The sequence below is a fragment of the Mycetocola sp. genome, from assembly GCF_025464835.1.
Lineage (GTDB): Bacteria > Actinomycetota > Actinomycetes > Actinomycetales > Microbacteriaceae > Mycetocola_A.
This window is the reverse complement of record NZ_JAODMP010000062.1, coordinates 20,627-43,690: the sequence shown is the minus strand read 5'-3', so window position 1 is coordinate 43,690 and position 23,064 is coordinate 20,627. Positions and strand designations below refer to the sequence as shown.

21 protein-coding genes and 1 pseudogene are annotated in these 23,064 nt (G+C 66.3%); 10 read left to right on the top strand and 12 right to left on the bottom strand.

All coding sequences use genetic code 11. The features are described 5' to 3' along the window. Positions 1-142: pseudogene (locus tag JWP90_RS07640) on the top strand (LLM class F420-dependent oxidoreductase); the annotation flags it as partial. A 97-nt stretch (positions 143-239) separates the two neighbouring features. Here the strand turns inward: JWP90_RS07640 and JWP90_RS07635 are convergent. After that, the gene (locus JWP90_RS07635) at positions 240-437 is read right to left on the bottom strand and encodes a hypothetical protein (protein WP_297361979.1); all 198 of its coding nucleotides are present in this window, start codon (positions 435-437) and stop codon (positions 240-242) included. A gap of 196 nt (positions 438-633) precedes the next feature. Here JWP90_RS07635 and JWP90_RS07630 point away from each other — a divergent pair, with 196 nt between their 5' ends. Further along, positions 634-1,140 (top strand): O-acetyl-ADP-ribose deacetylase, encoded by a 507-nt coding sequence (locus JWP90_RS07630; RefSeq protein ID WP_297361976.1) that lies wholly within the window; start codon positions 634-636, stop codon positions 1,138-1,140. Between the two features lie 4 nt (positions 1,141-1,144). Here JWP90_RS07630 and treZ read toward each other — a convergent pair whose 3' ends face one another. From treZ to glgX, 3 genes are read right to left on the bottom strand one after another with little or no spacing between them, the layout of a single operon-like run. Continuing rightward, positions 1,145-2,887: a malto-oligosyltrehalose trehalohydrolase gene (gene treZ / locus JWP90_RS07625; RefSeq protein ID WP_297361973.1), complete on the bottom strand. Its 1,743-nt coding sequence runs from the start codon at positions 2,885-2,887 to the stop codon at positions 1,145-1,147. Between the two features lies 1 nt (position 2,888). Continuing rightward, the gene (gene treY, locus JWP90_RS07620) at positions 2,889-5,216 is read right to left on the bottom strand and encodes a malto-oligosyltrehalose synthase (protein ID WP_297361970.1); all 2,328 of its coding nucleotides are present in this window, start codon (positions 5,214-5,216) and stop codon (positions 2,889-2,891) included. Beyond that, complete coding sequence (glgX, locus tag JWP90_RS07615; protein ID WP_297361967.1) at positions 5,213-7,423, bottom strand: glycogen debranching protein GlgX; 2,211 nt, start codon at positions 7,421-7,423, stop codon at positions 5,213-5,215. The genes treY and glgX overlap by 4 nt, the downstream gene beginning before the upstream one ends. Positions 7,424-7,701: 278 nt before the next feature. Here glgX and JWP90_RS07610 point away from each other — a divergent pair, with 278 nt between their 5' ends. Genes JWP90_RS07610 through JWP90_RS07585 form a run of 6 tightly spaced genes read left to right on the top strand, consistent with a single transcriptional unit; the run spans position 7,702 to position 12,478 of the window. After that, positions 7,702-8,886 carry a Vms1/Ankzf1 family peptidyl-tRNA hydrolase gene (locus JWP90_RS07610; RefSeq protein WP_297361964.1) on the top strand — a complete coding sequence of 395 codons (1,185 nt, stop codon included), beginning with the start codon at positions 7,702-7,704 and terminating at the stop codon, positions 8,884-8,886. Positions 8,887-8,908: 22 nt separating this feature from the next. Further along, positions 8,909-9,115, top strand: a complete 207-nt coding sequence (locus JWP90_RS07605; protein WP_297361961.1) for a hypothetical protein — start codon at positions 8,909-8,911, stop codon at positions 9,113-9,115. Between the two features lie 27 nt (positions 9,116-9,142). Next, positions 9,143-10,804: an ATP-dependent DNA helicase RecQ gene (locus tag JWP90_RS07600; protein ID WP_297361958.1), complete on the top strand. Its 1,662-nt coding sequence runs from the start codon at positions 9,143-9,145 to the stop codon at positions 10,802-10,804. 50 nt (positions 10,805-10,854) lie between these two features. After that, positions 10,855-11,268, top strand: coding sequence for a hypothetical protein (locus JWP90_RS07595; RefSeq protein WP_297361956.1), 414 nt, complete (start codon positions 10,855-10,857; stop codon positions 11,266-11,268). After that, a complete protein-coding gene (locus JWP90_RS07590) occupies positions 11,265-11,972 on the top strand; it encodes a hypothetical protein (RefSeq protein ID WP_297361954.1) in 708 nt (235 codons plus the stop codon). Before JWP90_RS07595 ends, JWP90_RS07590 begins: the two co-directional genes overlap by 4 nt. Then, positions 11,969-12,478 (top strand): DinB family protein, encoded by a 510-nt coding sequence (locus tag JWP90_RS07585; protein ID WP_297361951.1) that lies wholly within the window; start codon positions 11,969-11,971, stop codon positions 12,476-12,478. Before JWP90_RS07590 ends, JWP90_RS07585 begins: the two co-directional genes overlap by 4 nt. A 20-nt stretch (positions 12,479-12,498) precedes the next feature. Here JWP90_RS07585 and JWP90_RS07580 read toward each other — a convergent pair whose 3' ends face one another. Then, entirely contained in the window at positions 12,499-13,860 is a 1,362-nt protein-coding gene (locus JWP90_RS07580) for a phosphotransferase (RefSeq protein ID WP_297361949.1), read from the bottom strand. 64 nt (positions 13,861-13,924) lie between these two features. Next, the gene (locus JWP90_RS07575; protein ID WP_297361946.1) at positions 13,925-14,707 is read right to left on the bottom strand and encodes an alpha/beta hydrolase; all 783 of its coding nucleotides are present in this window, start codon (positions 14,705-14,707) and stop codon (positions 13,925-13,927) included. A 397-nt stretch (positions 14,708-15,104) separates the two neighbouring features. Between JWP90_RS07575 and JWP90_RS07570 the strand changes: the two genes are divergently transcribed. Further along, positions 15,105-16,811, top strand: coding sequence for an FAD-dependent oxidoreductase (locus tag JWP90_RS07570; RefSeq protein WP_297361943.1), 1,707 nt, complete (start codon positions 15,105-15,107; stop codon positions 16,809-16,811). A 5-nt stretch (positions 16,812-16,816) separates the two neighbouring features. On the opposite strand, the gene JWP90_RS07565 is transcribed toward JWP90_RS07570, so the two are convergent. Then, positions 16,817-17,692 (bottom strand): DUF72 domain-containing protein, encoded by an 876-nt coding sequence (locus JWP90_RS07565; protein WP_297361940.1) that lies wholly within the window; start codon positions 17,690-17,692, stop codon positions 16,817-16,819. Then, the gene (locus JWP90_RS07560) at positions 17,667-18,104 is read right to left on the bottom strand and encodes an MSMEG_6728 family protein (RefSeq protein ID WP_367182688.1); all 438 of its coding nucleotides are present in this window, start codon (positions 18,102-18,104) and stop codon (positions 17,667-17,669) included. Before JWP90_RS07560 ends, JWP90_RS07565 begins: the two co-directional genes overlap by 26 nt. Before the next feature lie 99 nt (positions 18,105-18,203). On the opposite strand from JWP90_RS07560, the gene JWP90_RS07555 reads away from it, so the two are divergent. Further along, on the top strand, positions 18,204-19,250 hold the full coding sequence (locus JWP90_RS07555; protein WP_297361937.1) for an ATP-dependent DNA ligase: 1,047 nt from the start codon (positions 18,204-18,206) through the stop codon (positions 19,248-19,250). A 267-nt stretch (positions 19,251-19,517) separates the two neighbouring features. On the opposite strand, the gene ligD is transcribed toward JWP90_RS07555, so the two are convergent. The 4 genes from ligD to JWP90_RS07535 form a co-directional block, all read right to left on the bottom strand. Beyond that, positions 19,518-20,570 (bottom strand): non-homologous end-joining DNA ligase, encoded by a 1,053-nt coding sequence (ligD, locus tag JWP90_RS07550; RefSeq protein ID WP_297361934.1) that lies wholly within the window; start codon positions 20,568-20,570, stop codon positions 19,518-19,520. Positions 20,571-20,962: 392 nt separating this feature from the next. Next, positions 20,963-21,241: a helix-turn-helix transcriptional regulator gene (locus JWP90_RS07545; protein WP_297361931.1), complete on the bottom strand. Its 279-nt coding sequence runs from the start codon at positions 21,239-21,241 to the stop codon at positions 20,963-20,965. Further along, positions 21,241-21,726: a DUF2975 domain-containing protein gene (locus JWP90_RS07540; RefSeq protein ID WP_297361928.1), complete on the bottom strand. Its 486-nt coding sequence runs from the start codon at positions 21,724-21,726 to the stop codon at positions 21,241-21,243. The genes JWP90_RS07545 and JWP90_RS07540 overlap by 1 nt, the downstream gene beginning before the upstream one ends. A gap of 144 nt (positions 21,727-21,870) precedes the next feature. Then, the gene (locus JWP90_RS07535) at positions 21,871-22,968 is read right to left on the bottom strand and encodes a ScyD/ScyE family protein (RefSeq protein WP_297361924.1); all 1,098 of its coding nucleotides are present in this window, start codon (positions 22,966-22,968) and stop codon (positions 21,871-21,873) included. Positions 22,969-23,064 lie beyond the last annotated feature (96 nt).

Here is a 23,064-nt window from a genome sequence, read left to right as displayed (position 1 = left end):
CGACGAGCTGGCCGAAAGCGTGCGCCCGTTCCTCGAGGCCGGATTCACCGACATCGCCCTCGTCCAGGTCGGCGACGACGGGCAGGACGACTTCCTCGCCGAGGCCGCAGGTCCGTTGCTGGAACGGCTTCGTTCCCTCTGAGCCCGGTCCACCGCGGGTTCCCCGCCAGGCTGCGTCGTCGCCGCTGCCTTCAGGACGGCCTTGACTGATCCATCCAGCACGCGGTGAACGCTGCCGCTCAGCCGTCCTGCCCTGGACGGACCACCCAGAGATTACTGTAGGTCCGGCCGCCGGTGTAGGCCGCTGTGCCCTGGGCGATCCAGATGTCGCCGGTGGCGACGAGCGTCAACCACTCGAACGTGTGGTTTTCGGGTTCGTCCTTCGTTCCAGCCAGCCGTCGACGATCGCACTGACTCCGCGCCAGGGCTCGATTCACGGTTCCGTGTAATACGAGGCCCGGTGAACAGGGCACGGATGTCATCCGGATCGTTCGAGTCCCAGGCGCGCTCGTATGCCTGCATCCACGAGGTGAGATCGCTCATGTTTCCGATCTACCGCTACCAGAGTACGCAGGCAACCGGTGGTTCACGCCGTCACCGGCGGTTATCCTGACGACCGGGCGAAGGAGAACCGTGGAACTCGAACTGGTCGAAGGGGACATCACGACGCAGGACGTGGACGCGATCGTCAACGCCGCGAACAATTCGCTGCTCGGCGGTGGAGGTGTCGACGGTGCCATCCACCGGGCGGGAGGGCCCGAAATCCTCGCCGCTTGCCGTCACCTGCGCGCGACGACCCTCCCGAACGGCCTCGCGACCGGAGAAGCGGTCGCCACAACCGGCGGCACGCTGAACGCACGCTACGTCATCCACACGGCGGGTCCGGTCTGGGACCCGGCCGAGGATCGATCGGGGTTGCTCATCTCCGCCTACCGCAACAGCATCCGGGTCGCCGTCTCGCTCGGCGTCGGTTCGATCGCGTTCCCCGCGATCTCGGCTGGCGTCTACGGCTGGCCGCTGGCGGATGCCGCAAGAATCGCGGTTCGCACGGTGCGCGACGCAGCGCCGCCATTCCCTGTGCGATTCGTGATGTTCAACCGGCCCGCGGCTGAGGCGTTCCACGCTGCACTTGCGCCGTGACCGGTCAGCCGATTACGACCACCGAATGAGCGGGGACCCTGAGGTTCCCCTCCAGCACGGCAGACAGCTCCTCCCCCGACCCGGTGAATGACAGCAGCACCTCGCCCTCCGGCACGGGAACGGCGCGCTCCGAAGCGCTGAAGTTCAGCACCACCGCGCTCTCGCCCCGATGCAGCACGAGCCAGCGGTCCGCCTCGTCGAAGGTCACCCGGGTCCGCCCGAATCGCGGGTCGGTGAACTCGGGTCGGTGCCTGCGCAGCCCGGCGAGAGCACGATAGAAGGCGAGGATCCGCTCGGAATCCGGACGCCCGAGTTCGTCCCAGTCCAGTTTCGAGTTCTCGAAGGTGGCGGGGTCCTGCGGGTCGGGAACGATGTCGGGGTCCCAGCCCATCCGGGCGAATTCCTCGATGCGGCCCTCAGCGGTCGCCTTGCCGAGTTCCGGTTCAGGATGCGACGTGAAGAACTGCCACGGTGTCGACGCGCCCCACTCCTCCCCCATGAACAGCATGGGAGTAAACGGGCCGAGCACGGTGATCGCGGCGGCGATGGCGAGCTGGCCGGGATTCAGTTGCGCCGACAGCCGGTCACCGACGGCGCGGTTGCCGATCTGGTCGTGATTTTGATTGGCGACGACAAGGCGCCAGGCCGGCATCCGTTCGGTGTCGATGGGACGGCCGTGGACGCGTCCGCGGAAGCCGGAGAATGTTCCGTCGTGGAAGAACCCGCGGGTGAGCACCTTCTGCAGCGCGGAGAGCGGTTCGAAGTCGGCGTAATACCCGGTGGTCTCCCCGGTCAGCGCGACGTGGACGGCATGGTGAAAGTCATCGCTCCACTGCCCGTCGAGGCCGTAACCGTTCGCCTCTCGCGGGGTGATCAGCGTCGGGTCGTTGAGATCAGACTCGGCGATCAGGCTGAGCGGCCGGCCGACGGCAGCGCTCAACGCCGCCACCTCGACAGCCATCTCCTCAAGCACGTGCGTTGCCCGGGAGTCCACCAGGGCGTGCACCGCATCGAGGCGGAGACCGTCGACCTGGTATTCACCGAGCCACATCAGGGCGTTGTCGAGAATGTAGCGGCGGACGGTGTCTGAGTCGGGTCCGTCGAGGTTGACAGAGGACCCCCACGTGTTACCGGGCCCGTCGGTGAGGTAAGGCCCGAACTTCGGCAGGTAATTGCCGCTGGGACCGAGGTGGTTGTAGACGACGTCCTGGATCACACCCATTCCGGCTGCGTGACAGGCGTCGACGAACCGCCGGTACCCATCTGGACCGCCGTAACCTTCGTGCACGGCGTACCAGAGCACCCCGTCGTAGCCCCAGTTGTGAGTGCCGTTGAACGCGTTCACCGGCAGAATTTCGACGAAGTCCACGCCGATCGAGGCGAGGTGGGCGAGCTTGCCTGCTGCGGCATCGAACGTGCCCTCTGGAGTGAAGGTGCCGATGTGGAGTTCATAGATCACCGCACCGGCCAGTTGGCGGCCGGTCCACGCCGAATTCGTCTCTCGGTGGTGGTTCGTGCCGACGGTGCGGGACAGCCCGTGCACCCCGTACGGCTGACGCCGGGAGCGCGGGTCCGGGAAAGGCCCTTCACCGTCGAGGAGGAAGCCGTAATCAGTGCCGGGTGCCGCTTCCAGTCCCGGCCGTTCCCACCAGCCCTCCCCGGTGCGGGTCAGCTCGAGAGTCTCGTCGCCCAGCCGCAGGTCGACGCGCCCGGCGCGAGGTGCCCACACGCGGATACCTTCGGTCATGTCAGTCCTCCATCGCTCGCGAGTCATCGAAGTCGTCGGCCACCAGAAGGGCGACCGGGTAGTGTCGGAGCAGGTCCGCCAGTCGCACCGTGCCACCATCGTGGCGTTCCCCGGTGAGGGCATCGAACCAGCGGCGCCCGGCGAGTTCAAGCGTCGTGTCGCCCCAGCCCCCGGCAGCCTGGAGGCGGAGTGGCAGTCGCGTGGCCACGGTCACTGCGTCGCCCCGGTCGAAGGCCACGACGTGGCCGGCGGCGCTCCCGTAAGCGGGGACAGGAAGATACCGGGAAAACAGTTCAGGCTTGTCCCGGCGCAGGCGGAGAGCGCGTGAGGTGACGACCAGTTTCGCCGCTCCGGTTTCGTCGACCTCCGGCAGCCAGCCGCGGTCGATGCGGGCGAGGTAGTCGCGCCGGACCGCGAAGTCGACCTGACGGCGGTTGTCAGGGTCGACCAGCGACGTCTCCCAGAGTTCGCTGCCCTGATACACGTCGGGGACGCCCGGCGCGGTGAGTTGCACGAGTTTCGCACTGAGCGAATTGGACCAGCCGGCCTCGGCGACCCGCCGGACGAAGGCGGTGACGATGCCGTTCACCCGATCATCGTCGAAGACGGCAGCGACCAGCTCGTGCATTTTCTTCTCGAACGTCTCGTTCGGTTCGGTCCAGGTGGTCGACGTGCCGGCTTCCCGCGCCGCCTTCTCGGCGTAAGCGTCGAGCCGTTCCCTGGTGATCGGCCAGGCGCCGATCACGGCTTCCCACAGCAGTTTCTCGAACGGTCCGTCGTCGAGCGGAACGATCGACCGCAGCTCGTCGAGGACGGCGGACCATTCAGCGGGCATCTCGGCCAGCACCGAGATGCGGGCGCGAACGTCTTCACCGCGTTTGGTGTCGTGGGTGGACAGGGTGGTCATCGACGCGGGAAGCGCCGCCTGCCGATGCTGCTGCCTGGCATGGAACTCGTCCACGCCGATCGAAAACTCTCCAGGTTCCGCTCCGACCTCATTGAGTGAGGTGAGCCGGGAGAACCGGTAGAACGCGGTGTCCTCGACGCCCTTTGCCATGACCATGCCAGACGTCTGCTGGAATCGCACAGCGGCGGGATGCTCCGGGTCGGCAAGGACGAGAACGAGGGCATCGATACGGTCCGCCAGGTCAGGGCGCCTGGCGGCTGCGGTCCGAGCAGCGAAGTGCAGGTGTTCGGCACCGAACGGCAGGTACGACCGGTAGACGGAAAAAGCGGCGAGGAGCTCGGCGATAGCGTCGTCAGCACCAGCCACCTGCGGAACCAGTCGAGCCAGGCGGAGCACTTCGGAACGCAGGATGCCGTCGGCGATGTGCCGTTTGCTCTCATAGATCAGCTCTGGCCAGACCGTGTCGATGTCGGCAGGGGTGCCCTGCAACCGGCCCTCGAGTTCGTCGAGGACGAGTTTGCCTGCGGGGTCGACGAGAACCCGGTCGATGTCGCCGAGGGCGTCGTATCCGGTGGTTCCTGCGGCTGCCCAACTCGGCGGCAGCTGTTCGTCTCCCTCGAGAATCTTCTCCACGAGAACGTAGGTGCCACCGGTCGCTGCCTGCAGCGCGTCGAGGTATCCGCCCGGGTCCGCGAGCCCGTCCGGGTGGTCGACCCGCAGTCCGTCGATCAGCCCCTCGCGTGCCCAACGCACGATCTCCGCATGGGATTCGGCGAAGACCCACGGCACTTCGACCCGGATGCCTGCGAGGGAGTTCACGGCGAAGAACCGGCGGTAGTTGAGCTCGGCGTCCGCACGGCGCCAGTTCACGAGTTCGTAATTCTGCCGGTCGTGGACCGTCCTGGCGTCCGCACCGTCGTCCGCCGTCCCGGGAGCAAGTGGGAACGCATTGTCGTAATAACGCAGCTGTCCGTCCACGACCTCGAGTGCGTCGAGCTCCGTGTCGCCGTCGCCGAGCACGGGGATGCGGATTTTTCCGTCTGCCGCGGCCCAGTCGACGTCGAAGGCCTCGGCGTACCGCGAACCCTGCCCGTGAGTGAGCAGATCCCACCACCACCCGTTGGCTGACGGCGTCGCGACACCCATGTGATTGGGAACGATGTCGACGAGGATGCCGCGCCCAGCGGATCGGGCGGCACGTGAAAGCTTCGCCAGTCCCTCCGCGCCGCCGCGGACGGGGTCGATTCGCGAATGATCGATGACGTCGTAACCGTGATCGGATCCCGGCTCCGCGACGAGGAGCGGCGAGAGGTAGAGCCAGTCGGCGCCGAGCGAGGTCACGTAGTCGGTGACCTCGCCGGCGTCGTTCAGGTCGAAGCTCTCCCGGATCTGAAGGCGGTATGTCGAGAGCGGGAGTCTCATGTGCCGGCTCCGGGTTTGACGTCGGTCGATGAGGTGAGTTGCGACCCGCTCAGAACGGCAAGCGAGGCCGCGACGGAGTGGTCCGGCTCGACCTCCGGCGCGCTGTACGCCCTCATCACGATGAGTGACCGTGCAACGACCGGCTGCTGGGCTCCGGCCGGGCGAGGAACCGAGTCGGCGCCCTCCCCTGCCGTGTCGACGACGATCTCCCACGCCGGGGAGTATTCCTCCGGCGGCAGGGTGAACTCAGCGTCCTCCGCGTCCGCGTTGAAGAACAGCAGGAAGTTTACGTCGGTGATGGCCTGGCCGCGAGCGTCACGCTCACGGATGCCCTGCCCGTTGAAGAACACACCAACCGTGCGCGCGAGCTTCTCGTCCCAGTCCTCCGGCTGCATCTCCGCGCCGTCCTGGTTGAGCCAGACGATGTCGGGAAGCGGTTCTCCTTCGCCGCGGCGCACGGGGCGTCCGTCGAAGAAGCGGCTGCGCCGGAAAACCGGGTGCTCTTTCCGCAGCCGCACCACGGCTGCCGTGAACTCGACGAGCGGGGCATCGGCCTGGTCCCAGTGCACCCAGGTCAGTTCGTTGTCCTGCGCGTAGCCGTTGTTGTTGCCTCTCTGGGTCCTGCCGAGTTCGTCGCCGTGCAGAAGCATCGGCACCCCCTGCGACAACAGCGTCGTGGCAATGAAGTTGCGCTGCTGCCGAGCCCTGAGTTCGAGCACCGCCGGGTCGTCAGTGTCACCCTCGACGCCGGAGTTCCACGAACGGTTGTGTGACTCCCCGTCGTTGTTGTCCTCACCGTTCGCGTCGTTGTGCTTCTCGTTGTATGACACGAGGTCACGCAGGGTGAAACCGTCGTGAGCGGTGACGAAGTTGATCGAGGCGACCGGGCGGCGACCGGAGTGCTCGTACAGGTCCGCGGAACCGGTGATCCTGGAGGCGAACTCCGCGAGGGTAGACGGCTCTCCGCGCCAGAAGTCGCGAACCGTGTCGCGGTACTTCCCATTCCATTCCGTCCATTGCGGCGGGAAGTTCCCGACCTGGTACCCGCCGGGGCCGACGTCCCACGGCTCGGCGATGAGCTTCACCTGCGAGACGATCGGGTCCTGCTGCACAAGCTCGAAGAAGGTGGAGAGCCGGTCGACCGCGTACAGGTCGCGCGCGAGGGCGCTCGCGAGGTCGAAGCGGAAACCGTCGACGTGCATCTCAGTCACCCAGTAGCGCAGCGAGTCCATGATCAACTGCAGCGAGTGCGGGTGCCGCACGTTGAGCGTGTTGCCAGTGCCTGTGTAGTCCGTGTAGTATCGCTTGTCGTTTTCTTCGAGGCGGTAGTAGGCCTCGTTGTCGAGGCCGCGGAACGACAGAGTGGGGCCGAGGTGGTTCCCCTCGGCAGTGTGGTTGTAGACCACGTCGAGGATGACTTCGAGGCCGGCGGCGTGGAGCGATCGCACCATGCCTTTGAACTCCTGCACCTGCTGGCCGTCTTCACCGGTGGAGGCGTAGTCGCTGTGCGGGGCGAAGAAGCCGATCGAGTTGTAGCCCCAGTAGTTGCTCAGCCCCTTGTCGAGCAAGGTGGAGTCCTGCACGAACTGGTGCACCGGCATGAGTTCGATCGCCGTGACGCCCAGCTTCTGCAGATGCTCGATTGTGGAGGGGTGCGCGATGCCCGAGTACGTTCCGCGCTGCGCCTCCGGGATGCTCTCGTTGAGCTGCGTAAGACCTTTGACGTGGGCTTCATAGATGACCGTCTGGTTGTACGGTGTGCTGGGGTGCCGGTCGCCGGCCCAGTCGAAGAACGGGTTGACCACGACGCTGAGCATCGTGTGCGAAGCGGAGTCCTCGTCATTGCGTGAGTCTGGGTCCCCGAAGTTGTACGCGAACAACGCCTGGCTCCAGTCGTTCTTCCCGTAAGTCGCCTTGGCATACGGGTCCAGAAGCAGTTTGTTCGGATTGGCCCGCTTGCCCTGGCTGGGGTCGTAGTCCCCGTGTACGCGGTAACCGTATCGCTGCCCCGGTTGCACCTCGGGCAGGTAGCAGTGCCAGATGAAGGCTTCCACCTCGCGCAGCTCGATCCTGGTTTCCTCGCCGCCCTCCTCGTTGACGAGACAGAGCTCGACCTTGTGTGCGGCTTCGCTGTAGACGGCGAAGTTCGTGCCGCTTCCGTCGTAGGTTGCACCGAGCGGATAGGCGGTTCCTGGCCAGATTTCCATCGATCTCCTTGTCAGACGTCGCCCGCGAACATGCTGACGGCGCCTGTACAAATCTAGGCTGTCGACCTCCGTGGGGCCTTTTCGGCCGCTGTCGCTGGCTTTTTGCGGCGTTGGATGATAGACGCGATCCGTCAGCGGCGCCAATACCGGCGACTCGCGAAAGCAGGCCTTGTGCCGCTCCTGCGGCGAGGGTTTCATTGAAGCATTCGTTACATCGCGGCGCGGTCGCCGGCCTGTTCGACGCCCTGCGTGTCTCGCGCCCTTCTGAGGAGGAGATCATGGTCAATCGACCAACAACCGAGAACACGACTCGTGACATCCGCTCGGATCAGATCCAGCAGTGGGCGGCTCTGTGGCGTCGCCAGGCCCCTTCGAGCATCGTTCATGTTGACGCGGCCAAGCTCTTCGACGGCTCAGGTCAGGATGCCGACCTGCACAGGCGGGTCATTCAGGATTCGCTCGCCGCAGCTGGCTCACCGGAGGCCGACCGTGCCGTCATCGATCGAATCCTCGCCGAGCCGACCGGCGTCGGCGGCCCGTGTTCCCGGTTCCTCGTCGTCGCTGACGGTGAGCCAGCCGTCGACGAGATTCTGGGCGGACCGATGGCATCCGCCGAGATGGTGGCGTACTCGACCGTCCCGAACCCGCTCCCCCTTCTCGTCGACCGCAACAACGACGCTCTCTACCTCGTCGTCGAGGCAGGGCGTGAGGGGGGTGAGATCCACGCCTTCCGCGCTCGCCACACCGGGACCCTGCGCCATGAGGACGTCCAGGGACGCACGGACAGCCTGAACAAGGTGCAGGCCGGTGGCTGGTCCCACAGCCGGTACCAGCACCACTCAGAGGAAATCTGGAAGCAGAACCAGAATCAGCTCGCCGAGGCCGTCGACGCTCTGGTGCGAGAGTTGCGGCCGCGGCTGCTCGTCCTCGCTGGCGACATCCGCGCCGTCCAGCTGCTCTCCGAAGAGCTCACGCCGGCGTCGCGTGAGATCATGTCAACCGTTCCGACGCACGTGCGGGCCGCCGGTTCATCCAGGGATGCCCTCGACGAACACGTCGCCACGAGGCTCGACGAGTTGCGTGCGACGGACGAGACCACGGCAATCGACAGGCTCTCCGCCGGCGACTTCGAAAACGGTGCCGTCGGGCTCGGCGCCGTTCTCCACGCCCTCCAGCAGGGGCAGGTCGAGACGATGCTTCTCGACCTCGATTCGATCGGCGATCGCACGTTGTTCGCTCTCGCGGCGGAACCGTGGGTGGCGTCGGCGCCGGAGGAGGCGCTGGGGGTCCCCGTTCTCGATTCGGTCCCGGCCGCCCTCGCGCTGGCGCGTGCCGCCCTCGTCGCCGGCTCCGGCCTGATGTTCGTGGACCCCGGGCGGTTACCTCAGCGAGCCGGGGTTGCGGCGGTTCTCCGCTGGCCGACCGGTCCAGCCGTTCCCGGTGGATCCAGGCCCATCCCGTGACAAATGTATTCTGAGGAGAGACATGGACAGGAAAAAACACCCCGAATACCCTGACGAACCGCGCGGTCCCCGGTCGACCATCGGTGAGCGCATCACCGGCATCCGGGACCCGAAAGACCCGGATGGGCTGGTGACGCTCAACGACCTGCCCGATCCCACCGGTGATGTGTCGGATTTGAGCGCCCTTACTCCCAAGACCAGCCGGTACGGCGATGACACAGCGCGCTGAACCAACGACGGCAGCACGGTGTCGCAGGTGAGGCATCCGAGCGACGGACAAGCGGATGCCGTCGGCGAGGTGGCCGAGGCGGCGTTCGGCTGGGCGGAACTCCGCCCTGGCCAGCGGGCGGCGATCGACGCCCTTCTCGCCGGCCAGGATGTGCTCGCGACGATGCCGACCGGGTATGGCAAGTCGGCGATCTACCAGGTAGCGTCACTCCTTCTCGATGGTGTCACCGTCGTTGTCTCTCCCCTGATCGCACTTCAGGCGGACCAAGTCGCAGGCATCACCGCAGCGCCTGGCGCCCCTGACGCCGTGGCGGTGAACTCGGCGCAGTCCGATTCCGCCAATGAGAGGGCCTGGGCGGCGCTCGCTTCCGGGGAGGCCGGGTACCTCTTCCTCGCGCCGGAGCAGCTCGCGAAGGACGATGTCGTGGAGCGTCTCACCGAGCTCACCGTCTCGCTCTTCGTGGTTGATGAAGCGCATTGCGTGTCGGCGTGGGGTCACGATTTCCGCCCGGACTACCTGCGGCTTGGGGCGATCATCGACCGGCTGTCAGGACCGACGACCCTGGGGCTCACCGCGACAGGGTCTGGGCCTGTCCGCGAGGAGATCGTTGAACGGCTGCACATGACGGACCCGCTGGTGCTGACCCGCGGATTCGATCGGCCCAACATCCGGCTGGAGGTGAACCGCCACGAGTCGGATGCTGCGAAACGGCACGCGGTCGTCGATGCCGTCGCTGACCTGCCGAAGCCGGGACTCGTCTACGCGGCGACCCGCCGCGACACCGAACGGTACGCCGACGAGTTGACGCAGCGCGGCCTGGCGGCACGCGCCTATCACGCGGGACTGAGCGCGGGTGAACGGCGGGAGGTTCATGAGGCGTTCCTCGACGACAGCGTCGACGTGGTCGTCGCGACATCGGCGTTCGGCATGGGAATCGACAAGCCCAACGTCCGCTTCGTGGTTCACGCTGCGATCACCGATTCCCCGGATAGTTACTACCAGGAGATCGGCCGGGCAGGCCGGAACGGCGACGAGGCGCTCGCCGCCCTCCACTACCGATCCGAGGACCTGGGACTCCGTGCGTTCTTCGCGTCGAGAACACCGGACGAGGACGCCATCGTCGCGGTACTGCGAACGGTGGCCGAATCGGACACCGCCGTGTCCGTCGCGCGGCTGTCCCGGACGACCGGGCTGTCCCGTCGCAAGCTCAGCGGCGTCATATCGCTGTTGGAGGAGGCGGATGCCCTCGTCGCGATCCGGCGCGGGTTGCGGCTGTCCCGATCACTGAGGTCGAGAACGCCCGAGGAGGCCGCGCAGGCGGGGCTCGCCGCCGCGGTCGCCACAGCGGATTCCCGTGAGCGGATTGAGGAGTCCCGCCTGGCCATGATGCGGGCGTACGCGGAGACCACAGGATGCAGGAGACGGTACCTCCTCGGCTACTTCGGCGAGGACCTGCCCGAGCCCTGCGGCAACTGCGACACGTGCAGCTCAGGATCCGCATCCGACGAAAAAGCCGACGTGGAATCGGAGATCTTCCCGGCCCAGGCGGCTGTCCGCCACAGGGAATGGGGTGACGGCGTGGTCATGCACGTCGAAGAGGACCGGATCACCGTCTTCTTCGAGAGCGAGGGATACAAGGTGCTCTCCCTCGAAGCCATCCTTTCCAATCGGCTGCTCGAACGAAGCTGAGCCGCTGGTCGGCCATTGCCTCAGCAGGTGTCTGCCCATACTGTTGCTCCATGCCTGCGTCGCGAACAGCTCCCACCCGACCGGGGCCTGGGGCGGCCGCGACGGCAACGGCAACGGCGGTCATGTTCGCGGCAACGGGCACACTTCATTTCCTCCGCCCTGGCATCTTCGATCCGATCGTGCCCCTGCGTCTTCCCGGTTCCAGCCGCTCCTGGACCTACGGGTCCGGGGCGGCCGAGCTGGTGCTCGCCGCTCTTGTGGCATCCCATCGCTTCCGGAACCTCGGCGGGCTTCTCGCTGCGGTCTTTCTGGTCGCCGTCTTTCCCGCGAATCTCCGGACGGTGAGCATCGTTCGCCGGCAACCGCTGCCGGTCCGGGTCTTCGTCGTTGCCCGGCTCCCTCTGCAGGTGCCGCTGATCGCGTTGGCGCTCCAAGTCGGTCGGAGTGGAGGAGCTTCCCGATGACCGGATCCAGTGAGCACCCCACCGCGGCGGGCGTCGTCGGGCGGCTCCTCGCTGAGGGTTTCGGTCTCCTGCAGCGGATCCGGCATCCGCGGCCGATCCATCCGCACGGTGTCGCGCTCGAGGGAACCGTGCGGTTCCTCACCGGCAGCACAACCGGTCTGCCCGTCCTCGATTCCCCGCCCGCCGCGGAGATCACCGTGTCGGCACGCGTGTCGCGATCGCTTGGCGTTCCTTCTCCCCTGCCAGACGTGATCGGGCTTGCGGTGCGGTTGGCCGTGCCGACCGGAGCCGCTGACGTCCTCTTCGCCTCGACAGGGTTCGGTGTCCCGTCCCGGTTCTGGCTGGCAGCGCAGCGATCCCCCTCCCGCGCCCGGTTCACCACCTTCTTCCCGTATCGCTCGGCGGGCGGCCCAGTGCTCCTCGCCGCCCGCACGATAGAACCGGAGGACCTCCCAACCGGATTACCCGAGCTCGCAGCTGCGCTCGAAAGAACTACCTGGCGCCTGCGCCTGTACTCAGCGACGATCACCGGGCGCTGGCATCCCTTCGCCGTGCTCGAACTGGGCCGCGAGGCCGGAAGCCCGGTCGACACCCCTGACCATTACGACCCCGTGCGCAACCTGCTGCCGGGCTCTGAGTGGTATGCCTGGGCCCGCCGGGTGCGCGAACCGTCATACTCGAAGATCCAGGAGAGCTCATCATGACACGTGCAGATCTGTTGACGGATGCGTTCGGGAGAGTCTCCGGCAGCGTTCACCGGGTCGTGAAGGGACTCGACGCACGAATGCTGATGGCTCGGCTCGACGCAGACGCGAACTCGATCGCCTGGCTGGTCTGGCATCTCACCCGGATCCAGGACGACCACATCGCCGACATCCTCGGCACCGATCAGATCTGGCTTTCGGCGGGCTGGGTCGACCGGTTCCGTCTCCCGCTGCCGCCGGCGGACACCGGATACGCTCACTCGAGCGATGACGTCGCGGCCGTCGTCGTTGAGTCACCCGACCTCCTGCTCGGCTATTTCGACGAGGTCCACGACCGCACCATGCATCTCGTCTCCGGGCTGTCTGACGCGGAACTGGACAGGATCGTCGACGAGAGCTGGACCCCGCCGGTCACGCTCGGCGTCCGGCTGGTGAGTGTGCTCGCCGACGATCTGGAACACGTCGGACAGGCAGCTTTCATCCGCGGCGTGCTTGAGCGCCGCTGAAGGATCGCCGACCTACCGGATCACCGGCTGCGTGCCGCGAGCCTGCGCAAAGCGGTCAGCGGGATGGGCAACCAGTCCGGCCGATTGCGAGCTTCGTAGACGGCTTCGTAGACGGCTTTATCCACTTCGAAGGCGTCGAGCAGTTCGCGGTGGGCACGGAGGTCAGTGCCCGATTCCTCGATGTAACCGTTGAGGAAAGCCCGCCGGGAGGCACTGGTCCAGGCGGCGGCCTGTTCGGTGCTGCCGAGCGAACCGGCTACGTAGTCGAAGCTGCGCAGCATTCCGGCGACATCGCGCAGGGCGAAGTCCGGCCGCGAACGTTCGAGCATCGGGCGCATCGGTTCCCCTTCGAAATCGAGGAGGATCCAATGACCGTCGGCGAGGAGCACCTGGCCGAGGTGGTAATCGCCGTGGATACGCTGCAGCGACGGCCAGTCCAGATCGGCGACGGCGGAGTAGAGGCCGTCGATCGCTTCGCGAAGCTCGGCGATGGCCGGTACCTCGTCGATGGCGACCTGGAGTCGGGAGCGCCAGCTGACGAGCGTCTCGGCGACGTCCTCAGCCGTTGGCGCACGGGTCCCCAACGATGCAGCCAGGGTGCGATGGACCTCAGCGGTCACGACACCGAGGTCGTGTGCATCCGCCGTGAAGTCGATGCCGGCCTCGCTGGCGCGCAACGCGAAACGCCACGCATCCTCAGCGCCGGCCAGGAACTCCTGGGCGAAGGCCAGGTGCCCGCTGGCCCGGCCGTCGGGTTGTCCGATGTCGTTCCACTCCCCCGTGACACAACCGATGGAGTGCGGCACGCTCTGTGAGCCGGCAGCGGCGAGCGCGGACTGGAGCACGACGTCCGGGTTCTCGCCATGGTGCAGGGCGCGGAACACCTTGCAGATCACCCGAAGCGGTCCACCAGGGGTGACAACACGGTAGATGATCGACGTGTTCGACTGTTCACCCGTGAGTACTCGCGCGTCAAGGATCGACGTGACGTTCAGGCTGCCGAAGGCGCGCCCTGTGGCATCCGCCCCCTCCGGCACCGCCGTGGCGTTACCGGTGATCATCCGCAACAGCGCCTCAGCGTATGCGGGGTCGTGAGGTCCGTCGTACAGGTAGACGGTATCGTCCCCGTCGGGGTACGTGCCGATCAGCGACGCGTCGGCACCGTCAAGCGGGAATGCGCGCTCGGTGACAGGCAGCTGGTAGAGCACGGGCACGGTTGCACTGTGATCCATGATCAGGTGGGTGTGCAGCCGGACGTCGGCGGCAGGAATCCGCCAGCTGCCGATCAATTCGAGCTCGGGAAGGCGTCCTTTGCTGGCGAACCAGCGTTGGGATCCGAGCCAGGGGGCGATGAGATCGAGGTGGCTCGTCAGCAAAGACATACACGAAGACTATTACGCTTGCCGTTCGTGGCCCGGTGTGAGGGGCCGGGGTTGACAGCGGTTGTCAGGTTCTGAGGAATCCCGAGATCTCCCGCGCCATGACCTCGGGCACCCAACCGTGATTGCGCGCATCGATCCGCCGTTGGCTGGCGTGTGGCAGAGCGGCGACGATGGCGTCGGCTGCGGGAGGGAAGATCGGCTGGGTCTCCTCGCCGATGAGAACGATGGCCGGAACGGTGATGGCGGCCCACTCCCCTGGCAACGTCTTTCCCCGCTCGGCCTTCTCCAGCACTGCGGCGTCGTAGGCAAGGGTGTGCGCGATCGACAGCAAAGTAGGCCAGGCCGCACTGTTCCTCGCGCCCTCGAACCACTGCGGCGGCATGTCACGCATGAAGAAGGCGACGGCGCCCTCCCGGTCACCGGCAGCCAGGCGTTGCTGCAGGCCCGCGAGGTTCTCTGAGCCGTCGCTCTCGAGGTCGAGTGGTGGTTCCCAGAGCACCAGCTTGGTCACCCCTGGCAGGGCGGCAGCAGCCCACAGGCAGAGCACGGCCCCCGATGAACTTCCGTAGAGCGCGGCCGACCCTCCGGCGACATCCAGCAACGCCCGGATGTCGTCCACCTCGCGATCCACGCCATACGGCAGCGTGTCGGTGCTTTCACCCCGACCACGACGGTCGTAGGTGATCGCTGTGAAGCCGGACTCCGCCAGCAGGCGGGCGACCTCGGCAGTTCCTGTGTCGAATGCACGGAACTGGTTGGCGCTTCCGACCAGAATGATGGCGGGTCCGCTGCCCTCGCGGTCGAAAGCGATACGGGTTCCGTCGGCCGAAGTGGTGAACGAGGTCAAGGTACTCCCGGTGCTTGTGGGACAGCGTTCAGACTGTCACGATCACGCAGCAGCCACAATGCCTCGGTGTCGTCGACCGTTCGAGCGCTGCGCTCGCAGAACGCACAGTGGCGCCGGCGGGCTGCAGGTGGAGCGCTTCCTCCCTGCCGCGCCTGCCGAAAGTGCCCTCCCTCCCGCACGTGCCGTTTCGAACGACGAGGCTCCATCACGGGCAAACGCGCAGACGCTGGTCGGGGGTTCGAATGATCCGCGAGGGATTCATCACTGGATTCTTCCAACGACACCCGCTGTCCCGTCTACCCTTCACCGGCGCAGTGGTGTGAGCCGTACCCGAGGAGTACTCTTGCCGCAGAAATCCGGCGACGGTTTCGCGGGCCGAGCGGGTGGAGGTCTGGACATGGCTGACGAATCGACGAGTCCTGAGCCGATCATCCTGGCGTGCGCGGCCGCCGATGACACGCGGGAACGTCTCTCGGAGGAACTTCGCCGGCGCTACTCAGCGAACTACCGCATTCTCGCCTCGGCGAGCGCCGCGGAGTCGGCCGACCTGCTCCGCCGCGCGGCCGCGAACGGCGACCGGGTGGCTCTGGTCCTCTCGGATGATCTCACCGAGGATGAGCACGACGGCACCATTTTCGACGTCGCGCGCAGACTGTTCCCCGACGTGCGGAGGGGACTCGTCGTGCGATGGGGGTCCTGGACCGACTCAGAGGTGGCCCAGTCGATCTTCACCGCCATGACCAGGACCCTGATCGACTACTACGTCGTTCAGCCGCGGCACACCCCTGACGAATACTTCCACCGCACCGTGACCGAATTCCTGCTGGAATGGGAGCGCGCGGCAGGTGACCACCCCCCGGACGCCATCGTTTTCGGCCGGGACGGGCTCCCCCGGGTGCATGAGATCCGGCGGTTTCTGTCGCGTGCTGGTATCCGCTTCCGCTATGCCGCCCCTGGCTCAGCGCTTGCAGAAGCAACCGCCAGGGAGGTCGGCGCTGAGCCGTCGGATTCTCCGGCGGTGCGCCTCGCCGACGGCAGGCTTCTTGTCGACCCCGCCGATGGCGAACTGGCGGACGCCGTCGGCCTCACCACTACCCTGCCGTCGCACACCGTCGACCTGACGATCATCGGTGCCGGCCCTGGCGGTCTGGCAGCCGCCGTCTACGCCGCCTCGGAGGGTCTGGACACCCTCGTGCTCGAACGCGAGTCGGTCGGCGGGCAGGCGGGGTCCAGTTCTCTCATCCGCAACTACCTTGGCTTCTCCCGCGGTGTCTCCGGTGCCGAATTGTCCGAACGCGCCTACCAGCAGGCCTGGGTCTTCGGCGCCCGCTTCGGCCACACCCGTGAGGTGGTCGGGATGGAGGTCGACGACCGTTGCTTCCGGCTCACGGTCGCCCCCGGCGATACCGTTCGCACACGGGCGGTCGTTCTCGCCAGCGGGGTGTCGTATCGCAGGCTCGCGACTCCCGGGCTGGACCCGTGGGTGGGGTCTGCCGTCTTCTACGGAGCATCCGCCGTCGAGGCGAAAGCTCAGACCGGGCGGATCGTCCACGTCGTCGGCGGCGGTAACTCCGCCGGTCAGGCGGCGTTGCACCTCGCCCGTTACGCGGCATCCGTCTCGCTCATCGTGCGGAGCCCGAACCTCGCCGCGAGCATGTCTGCCTATCTCATCGACGAACTCGCCGCGGCCGGCGTGGCCGTGCTCACCGAGACGAAGGTGGTGGGCGGAGGTGGCAACGGCGACCGGCTGGATCACCTCGTGCTGCGACACCGCACCACCGGGGAGGAGACTCGTGTTCCCTCCCACGCGCTGTTCATCACCATCGGTGCTGCGCCGCACACCGGGTGGTTGCCGGATGCGGTGCTCCGCGACGATTGGGGCTTCGTCTGGACCGGAAGCGACGTGGTGCTCGAGGGTGGTCGCCGGGCCTGGTCGCACGAACGTGCTCCTGGTGCGCTCGAGGGGTCGGTACCCGGGTTCTTCGCGATCGGCGATGTGCGGCGTGGGTCGGTCAAGCGTGTTGCGTCGGCGGTTGGGGAAGGCTCGGTGGTGATCTCCTCGGTGCATGCGTTCCTCGCCGAACAGTCGGCTGAGAAGGGCTGACCGGCTCAGCGCCGAGGCTGGGCTAGCAATTCCCGCAGTCGCATGGCGTCATAGGGCGCCCTGACCTTCACGTCGTTGTCGCAATAGACGTAGACGTCACGCGGCAGCCCGTCAGGCACGCTGGTCCCGGTGCGCCAGCCGTCGATGCGGGCAGCCCATTCCCGCAGTGATTCCTCCGGGTAACCGCCGACGTAGAGCTCCTCCGCCCCATGCAGCCGCACATAAACGAAATCGGAGGAGACGTCGAACAGTTGCGGGAAGTGCCCGGCGCTGTCGGCGACGACGATGCCGACATGCTGCTCGCGCATCAGATCGACGAACTCGGCACAGTCGAAACTCGGATGCCGGACCTCGAGACAGTGCCGGATCGGCCGGTCAGCGTCGGTTTGGAGCCAGGTCCTGCCTTCGAGACGCTCATCGTGGCCGCGGGCGAATTCGACGGCGGCGGTCGTCGTCCTCGGCAGCACGCCAAGGAACGAGCGCACCAGTTCCGGATTGAAGGCGAGGTTGGGTGGAAGCTGCCAGAGGATGGGGCCCAGCTTCGGCCCGAGGGCGAGCAATCCGGATGCGAAGAAGTTCGGCAACGCCGTGCCGGCGTTTCTCAACCGGAGAAGGTGGGTGAGGTACCGGCTGCCCTTCACCGCGAAAACGAAGTCGTCTGGCACCTCAGTGGCCCATCGCGCATAGCTGGCCGGCGTCTGCAACGAATAGAACGACCCGTTGATCTCGACCGAGTCCAATCGTTCGGCCGCGTACGCCAGTTCGTTCTTCTGGGCGAGGCCTTTCGGGTAGAACACCGACCGCCACGGTTTGTAACGCCAGCCGGAGATGCCGACACGGACGGTCCCGCCAGCGCTACCGGGTGGGTGCTGGCCAGACATACGGCAAATCGTCGGGGACGCCTGGGAACAGTGGCGCGTAATGGGCGGGGTCCTTGCGGATCAGGTTGGATCGATGACTGAGGTGGAGCGCCTCATCGCCCAGCCATGGCGGCAGTTCGAGGTCGTCCTGAGCCAGCAGATCAACCTCCGGGGCGAAGAGCAGCACCTGCGCCCTGACCGTGTCCGAATGGCCCCGCTCGATCCATGCATCCGTCATGTCGAGACCATACCGGGTGAGCGCCGGAACGTAACCTCGCCACATTTTCGCCGCGGGGTGATTGCGCCAGCCGTATGTGGGGATGGTGACGGCCCTGAGAAGCTGCAGCGCCTCGACCCGCTGCTTGCCGAGGCGAGCACGGTCGAGCACACGGGCGCTTTCGGCGAAGGACGGGTAAGGGAGGAAGGTCTGCACAGTGGCTCTGACGCTAACACCGGCGTTTGCTGCGGCGACATGGGTTGACGAGCCCGTCCGCCGCTGTCGCAGCGGCGCCGAGTGCGGCAGGATCGAGCCATGGAAATTTCGGCGCTCCCCTCCCCCATGCTCGCCAAAGCGGTCGATGCCGTCCCGGAACCGGACAGTGTCGACGGCGGCCTGAGCTACGAGCCCAAGTGGGATGGTTTCCGCGCGATTGTCGCCTTCGACGGCGAGAACGTGGAGATCGGCAGCCGCGGCGCAAAGATGCTCACCCGCTACTTTCCCGAGCTGACGGATGCCCTCAGCCGGCTCCTCGCCGAACCCTGCGTCCTCGACGGGGAGATCGTCGTGCCGACGGGTGAGGCGGGGAACCAGCGCCTCGACTGGGAGGCGCTGACAGCTCGGATCCACCCGGCGGAGAGCCGGGTCCGGATGCTCGCGGCGGAGACTCCGGCCATGTTCGTGGCTTTCGACCTTCTCGAGCAGCGCGGCGAAAGCCTTCTCGACGTGCCGTTCGCCGAACGGCGGGAACGGCTGGAGGCTCTTGTCGGCAGGGCAGCGCACCCGCTGCATCTCACCAGGACGACGACAGACGTGGCTCTCGCTCGGACCTGGCTGGTCGAGTTCGAGGGTGCTGGCCTCGACGGTGTCGTCGCGAAACCGCTCGCCGCCGGGTACGCGCCGGGTAAACGGGTGATGCTGAAGATCAAGCATCACCGGACTGCCGATGTCGTCATCGTCGGCTACCGCGTCCACAAGAGCGGCAACGGGGTCGGTTCGCTCCTCCTGGGGCTCTACGACGACGCCGGCGTCCTGCGGAACGTGGGAGGGGCATCCGCGTTCAGCAACGCACGTCGACTCGAACTCGTCGACGAGCTCGCCCCGCTTGTGCGGAGGGATGAGGACGGGACCGTCACGAGCGCGCAGACGGATCGGAGCCGGTTCAGCGGCAGCAAGGACGTCTCGTTCGTCCCGCTCGAGCCCACGCTCGTCGCCGAGGTTCAGTACGACCAGATGGAGGGCATGCGGTTCCGGCACACCGTTCAGTTCTCCCGCTGGCGGCCGGACCGCGAGGCGACGTCGTGCAGATTCGACCAGCTCGACCGGCCGATCGCCTACGACCTCAGCGACGTGCTCGACTAACCGGAGCTCGTCCGAGAGCACTCCCCGACTCCCATCTCCCCGACTGCCGGCTCGCCGACTCCCAACTCCCCGACTCCCCGACTCCCAACTCCCCGACTCCCCGACTCCCCGACTCCAAATTCAGGAGATCTGTGCCGACACGCCGTACGGGAGCGCTCTCAGTACGGCGTGTCGTCAGGATCTGCTGAATTTGGGGGGATCTGCTGAATTTGGGGATCTGCTGAATTTGGGGGGGGCTGGTGAATTCAGGGGGGCTGCTGGATGTGATCAGTCAGTTCTCGGGTTGTCGTCGCCGTCCCAGTTTTCCGCGTTCTTCCGGCTGGGCTGCACGCGAGGGGGCTCGCCGGGCATCTTCGGGAAGTCAGGCGGGAACGGGAGCTCCCCAAGGCCATCCGACAGGTCACGCTCCCACCATCCGAGCAGCACATCGACCGTGCCAGGCTTCGCGTGCAGGTTCTGCCACGGGTCCCCGACGGTGCGTAACCGTTCAGGAACGGTCAGGATCGTGAACGCCGCAGGGTCGGCACCTTCGAGCTCGTCCCACTCGAGCGGGCAGGACACCGGCGCGTGTGCGAGGGCACGCGGGCTGTACGCACCGGCCATGGTGCGGTCCCGGTTGGCCTGGTTGTAGTCGATGAAAATGCGCTCGCCGCGTTCTTCCTTCCACCAGTTCGTGGTGACCTTGTCAGGCATCCGCCGTTCGAGTTCTCTCGCGGCGGCGATGACCGCGTGGCGGACGTCGAGGAATTCACGCGTCGGCTCTATCGGGGCGAACACGTGGATGCCGCGGTTGCCGCTCGTTTTGACGAAGGCGGTGAGGCCGGCTTCCTCGAGCACGGAGCGGAGTTCGAACGCGGCTGGGACGGCGTCACCGAAGTCGGTTCCCGGCTGCGGGTCGAGGTCGATGCGTAGCTGGTCCGGGTTGTCGGAGTTGTCGGCCCGGGACGGCCAGGGGTGGAAGACGACGGTGTTCATCTGGACCGCCCAGACCGCTGCCGCCGGTTCGTCGAGCACCAGCTGCGGGTGTGAACGACCGCTCGGGTAGACCACGGGCACGGACCGGACGTAGTCGGGGGCACCCTTCGGTGGGTTCTTCGAGAAGAACTGTTCACCGTCGATACCACCGGGGAAGCGCTGCAGTGACACGGGGCGGTTCCCATTGGCCCGGATGAATGCTTCACCGACGTCGACGAGGTAGCCGGCGAGGTCGAGTTTGCTGATGCCGGATTCGGACCACAGAACCCGTGTCGGACTGGAGATACGCACCTCCCGCGCTCCGTTCGGCCCGGGAACAGGGAGCAGCACTGCGTCTTTTGCCATGACACCTAACCTAACGGCGAGCCCGTCGGGCGGATATGACCTTCCGACGCATTGTTGAAGATTGCTCAGATGAAAACCAAATCACACGGGACGCCGCTACGAAGACACCCCCACCGGCGAGAGCTGCTCGAGGGCCATTTTACAAAGGAGTGAGTCGTGAAACTGAATTCCCGTGCTGCGCTCGGAGCGTCAGCCTTGGCGATAATCGCCACAGCAGCCCTCGGTGCCGGCCCGGCCCTGACCACGGCCCGGACTCGGTTCCGAACAGGCGGGGCGAGCACAACGGCGACTTCGACCGCGCACCTGACCGAACTCACCGGTTCAGGTGCACGGGCAGGGCCCACGATCGCCTTCTCTCGACAAGCATCGAAATCTCGAGGTCCGGCAGCAGTTCAGGTTTCTCGGACCCCGTCGCGGTCCAGCGACGCAACCGCGACGTCGCTCGAGAGTTCGGTGTCGACGGCGGTGTCTGGTTCAAAGCGCAGCAGGTCCCCCGGCTGACATCGGAGAACTTCGCACAGCGCCTCGAGGGTTGTGAAACGCACCGCCTTGGCGCGTCCGTTCTTGAGAACCGCAATGTTGGCGGGCGTGACGCCGACTCGCTCGGCGAGCGTGCCCACCGCCATTTTGCGTCTGGCGAGCATGACGTCGATGTCGACGACGATGGGCATCAGATCACCTCATTCAGCTCTGACCGGAGTTGCTGCGCCTCGATTTCGCGGGCAACCGCCTGGGTCAGAAGCGCCCTCAGGACGAGAACGATCAACACAACGCCGGCGATGACCAGTGCGGCCCCGCAGAGAAGTCCGACGATGCCCGGCGCCACATCGCCTGGGGCGAGGAGAATCGCGAGAAGAAACGTCAGCAGGGACGCCATCGCGATAGCGCCGATGATGACGTCGACGTACCGGAACGCGGCAGGTGTGAAAACGGAACCTCTCCGCACCATCGTCAGCAGGCGCCAGACGCAGACGGCGCTGACCTGCATCGTCATGATGCCCAGGATCAGGATGCCGAGGAGCAGGACACGGATGCGATCCTCGGTTCCTTCGAGATCCGCCCACACCAGCGGCATCATCCGAATCTGCACGCCGACAGACCCGACCACGGCAAGCACGATCACGATGCGCAACGCGAGGATGGTGAGTCTTCCCATCTCAGCCTTTCGTTTCTTTCGATAGAAAGCTTTCGATAAACGGTAGGTAGTGCAACTCCTTCGATCGCCCGGCGCCGCCGGATACGACGGCGCCGTTCACCATGAGCGAGGTGGGATGTTCACCCCTCAGGGGTCGACATAGGGTCACCTGCTGTGGTGGTGCCCGTTGCCGTCGGCTCCCCTGCCTTCGATCCACATGCCGCGCGTGCCGCTGGCAAGGCAGTAGCCTTTGCCGGACTTACCGGCACCTGGCACGTTCGTGATCTGCAGCACCTCGCCGCCCAACGTCACCACGTACGCAGTGTTCCTGACGAGTTCGACAGACGTCGGCAGGTTGAGCTCATCGGCGATGACCGAGAGAGTCCCACTCCGATCGACCCGAAGCAATTCGCCGCTGTTCGAAAGCGCCGGCGATCCGGCAGGAACCTGCCCGGGTGAGTCCCCCTGGGAAAGAACGAACAGGCTGCCGCAGGAATTGAGCTCCACGTCGACGAGGAGACTGTAGCCGGATGCCACCGTCCGCACAGCAGCAGGATCCGGATCTCTGAGCGAGAATGCCACAACCGTCCCGTCCGCAGGAAGGTGTGGCACAGGACCTGCTTCAGCGAGATAGACGGTTCCGCCCGCCACGTCCAGGCCGGTTGGCACAACGTTGCCGAACTGGACCACTTCTGAGATTGTCCCGTCAAGCGTCACCCGCAGGACACGGTTGTGGTGTCCATCGGTGACGAGGAACCCGCCGCGCACGGGCTGGAGTGCGAACTGCAATCCGCTCGGCACGTCGAACGCCGTGTCCGGCGGGTTGGCGACCGCCCATGCACCGATATCGGCGACCGAAGTGAAGCTGTCGGCGTCGTCGATGCGGTAGATACCATTGACGCTCGTGCCTCCGACATCGGGGCCGACGAGGGTGACGAGAACGTAGGCGGTCCCTCCGAGGAAGGCGACGTCGATTGCGCCGCCGAGGCCGATCACCGCGGGTGGAAGACCGCTGGCGAATAGCGATGTCTCGCCGGTTCTCGGGTCGATGCGGGTGACCTCGCCTGGCCCAGCTTCGGTCACGTAGAGGGCCCCGTCCGGGCCGATGGTGCTCCCACTCGCTCCATCGAGGCCAGAGGCGAGCACCGACACGGTCGGTGCTGGCCGTGGCGGCGCCGCGTGGGCGACCCCCGGCCCGACCACCGGGGGCAACAGAAGTGCCGCCAGCGCGGCACCGAACAATGCTGTTCGTGAGGTTTTCATGACGTTCTTTCCGGTAGACGTGAAGTGACCAGCGGATCGAAGGTGTGGGTGCGCCGTCGCGGCGTTCGTCGCATTCTCGCTCCGGCCACGGGTGGG

Bases quoted from the DNA above. Each gene is read 5' to 3' on its own strand.
- treZ (WP_297361973.1), bottom strand. From the start codon at position 2,887: ATGACCGAAGGTATCCGCGTGTGGGCACCTCGCGCCGGGCGCGTCGAC.
- treY (WP_297361970.1), bottom strand. From the start codon at position 5,216: ATGAGACTCCCGCTCTCGACATACCGCCTTCAGATCCGGGAGAGCTTC.
- glgX (WP_297361967.1), bottom strand. From the start codon at position 7,423: ATGGAAATCTGGCCAGGAACCGCCTATCCGCTCGGTGCAACCTACGAC.
- JWP90_RS07610 (WP_297361964.1), top strand. From the start codon at position 7,702: ATGGTCAATCGACCAACAACCGAGAACACGACTCGTGACATCCGCTCG.
- JWP90_RS07605 (WP_297361961.1), top strand. From the start codon at position 8,909: ATGGACAGGAAAAAACACCCCGAATACCCTGACGAACCGCGCGGTCCC.
- JWP90_RS07595 (WP_297361956.1), top strand. From the start codon at position 10,855: ATGCCTGCGTCGCGAACAGCTCCCACCCGACCGGGGCCTGGGGCGGCC.
- JWP90_RS07590 (WP_297361954.1), top strand. From the start codon at position 11,265: ATGACCGGATCCAGTGAGCACCCCACCGCGGCGGGCGTCGTCGGGCGG.
- JWP90_RS07585 (WP_297361951.1), top strand. From the start codon at position 11,969: ATGACACGTGCAGATCTGTTGACGGATGCGTTCGGGAGAGTCTCCGGC.
- JWP90_RS07580 (WP_297361949.1), bottom strand. From the start codon at position 13,860: ATGTCTTTGCTGACGAGCCACCTCGATCTCATCGCCCCCTGGCTCGGA.
- JWP90_RS07570 (WP_297361943.1), top strand. From the start codon at position 15,105: ATGGCTGACGAATCGACGAGTCCTGAGCCGATCATCCTGGCGTGCGCG.
- JWP90_RS07565 (WP_297361940.1), bottom strand. From the start codon at position 17,692: ATGTCTGGCCAGCACCCACCCGGTAGCGCTGGCGGGACCGTCCGTGTC.
- JWP90_RS07555 (WP_297361937.1), top strand. From the start codon at position 18,204: ATGGAAATTTCGGCGCTCCCCTCCCCCATGCTCGCCAAAGCGGTCGAT.
- ligD (WP_297361934.1), bottom strand. From the start codon at position 20,570: ATGGCAAAAGACGCAGTGCTGCTCCCTGTTCCCGGGCCGAACGGAGCG.
- JWP90_RS07545 (WP_297361931.1), bottom strand. From the start codon at position 21,241: ATGCCCATCGTCGTCGACATCGACGTCATGCTCGCCAGACGCAAAATG.
- JWP90_RS07540 (WP_297361928.1), bottom strand. From the start codon at position 21,726: ATGGGAAGACTCACCATCCTCGCGTTGCGCATCGTGATCGTGCTTGCC.
- JWP90_RS07535 (WP_297361924.1), bottom strand. From the start codon at position 22,968: ATGAAAACCTCACGAACAGCATTGTTCGGTGCCGCGCTGGCGGCACTT.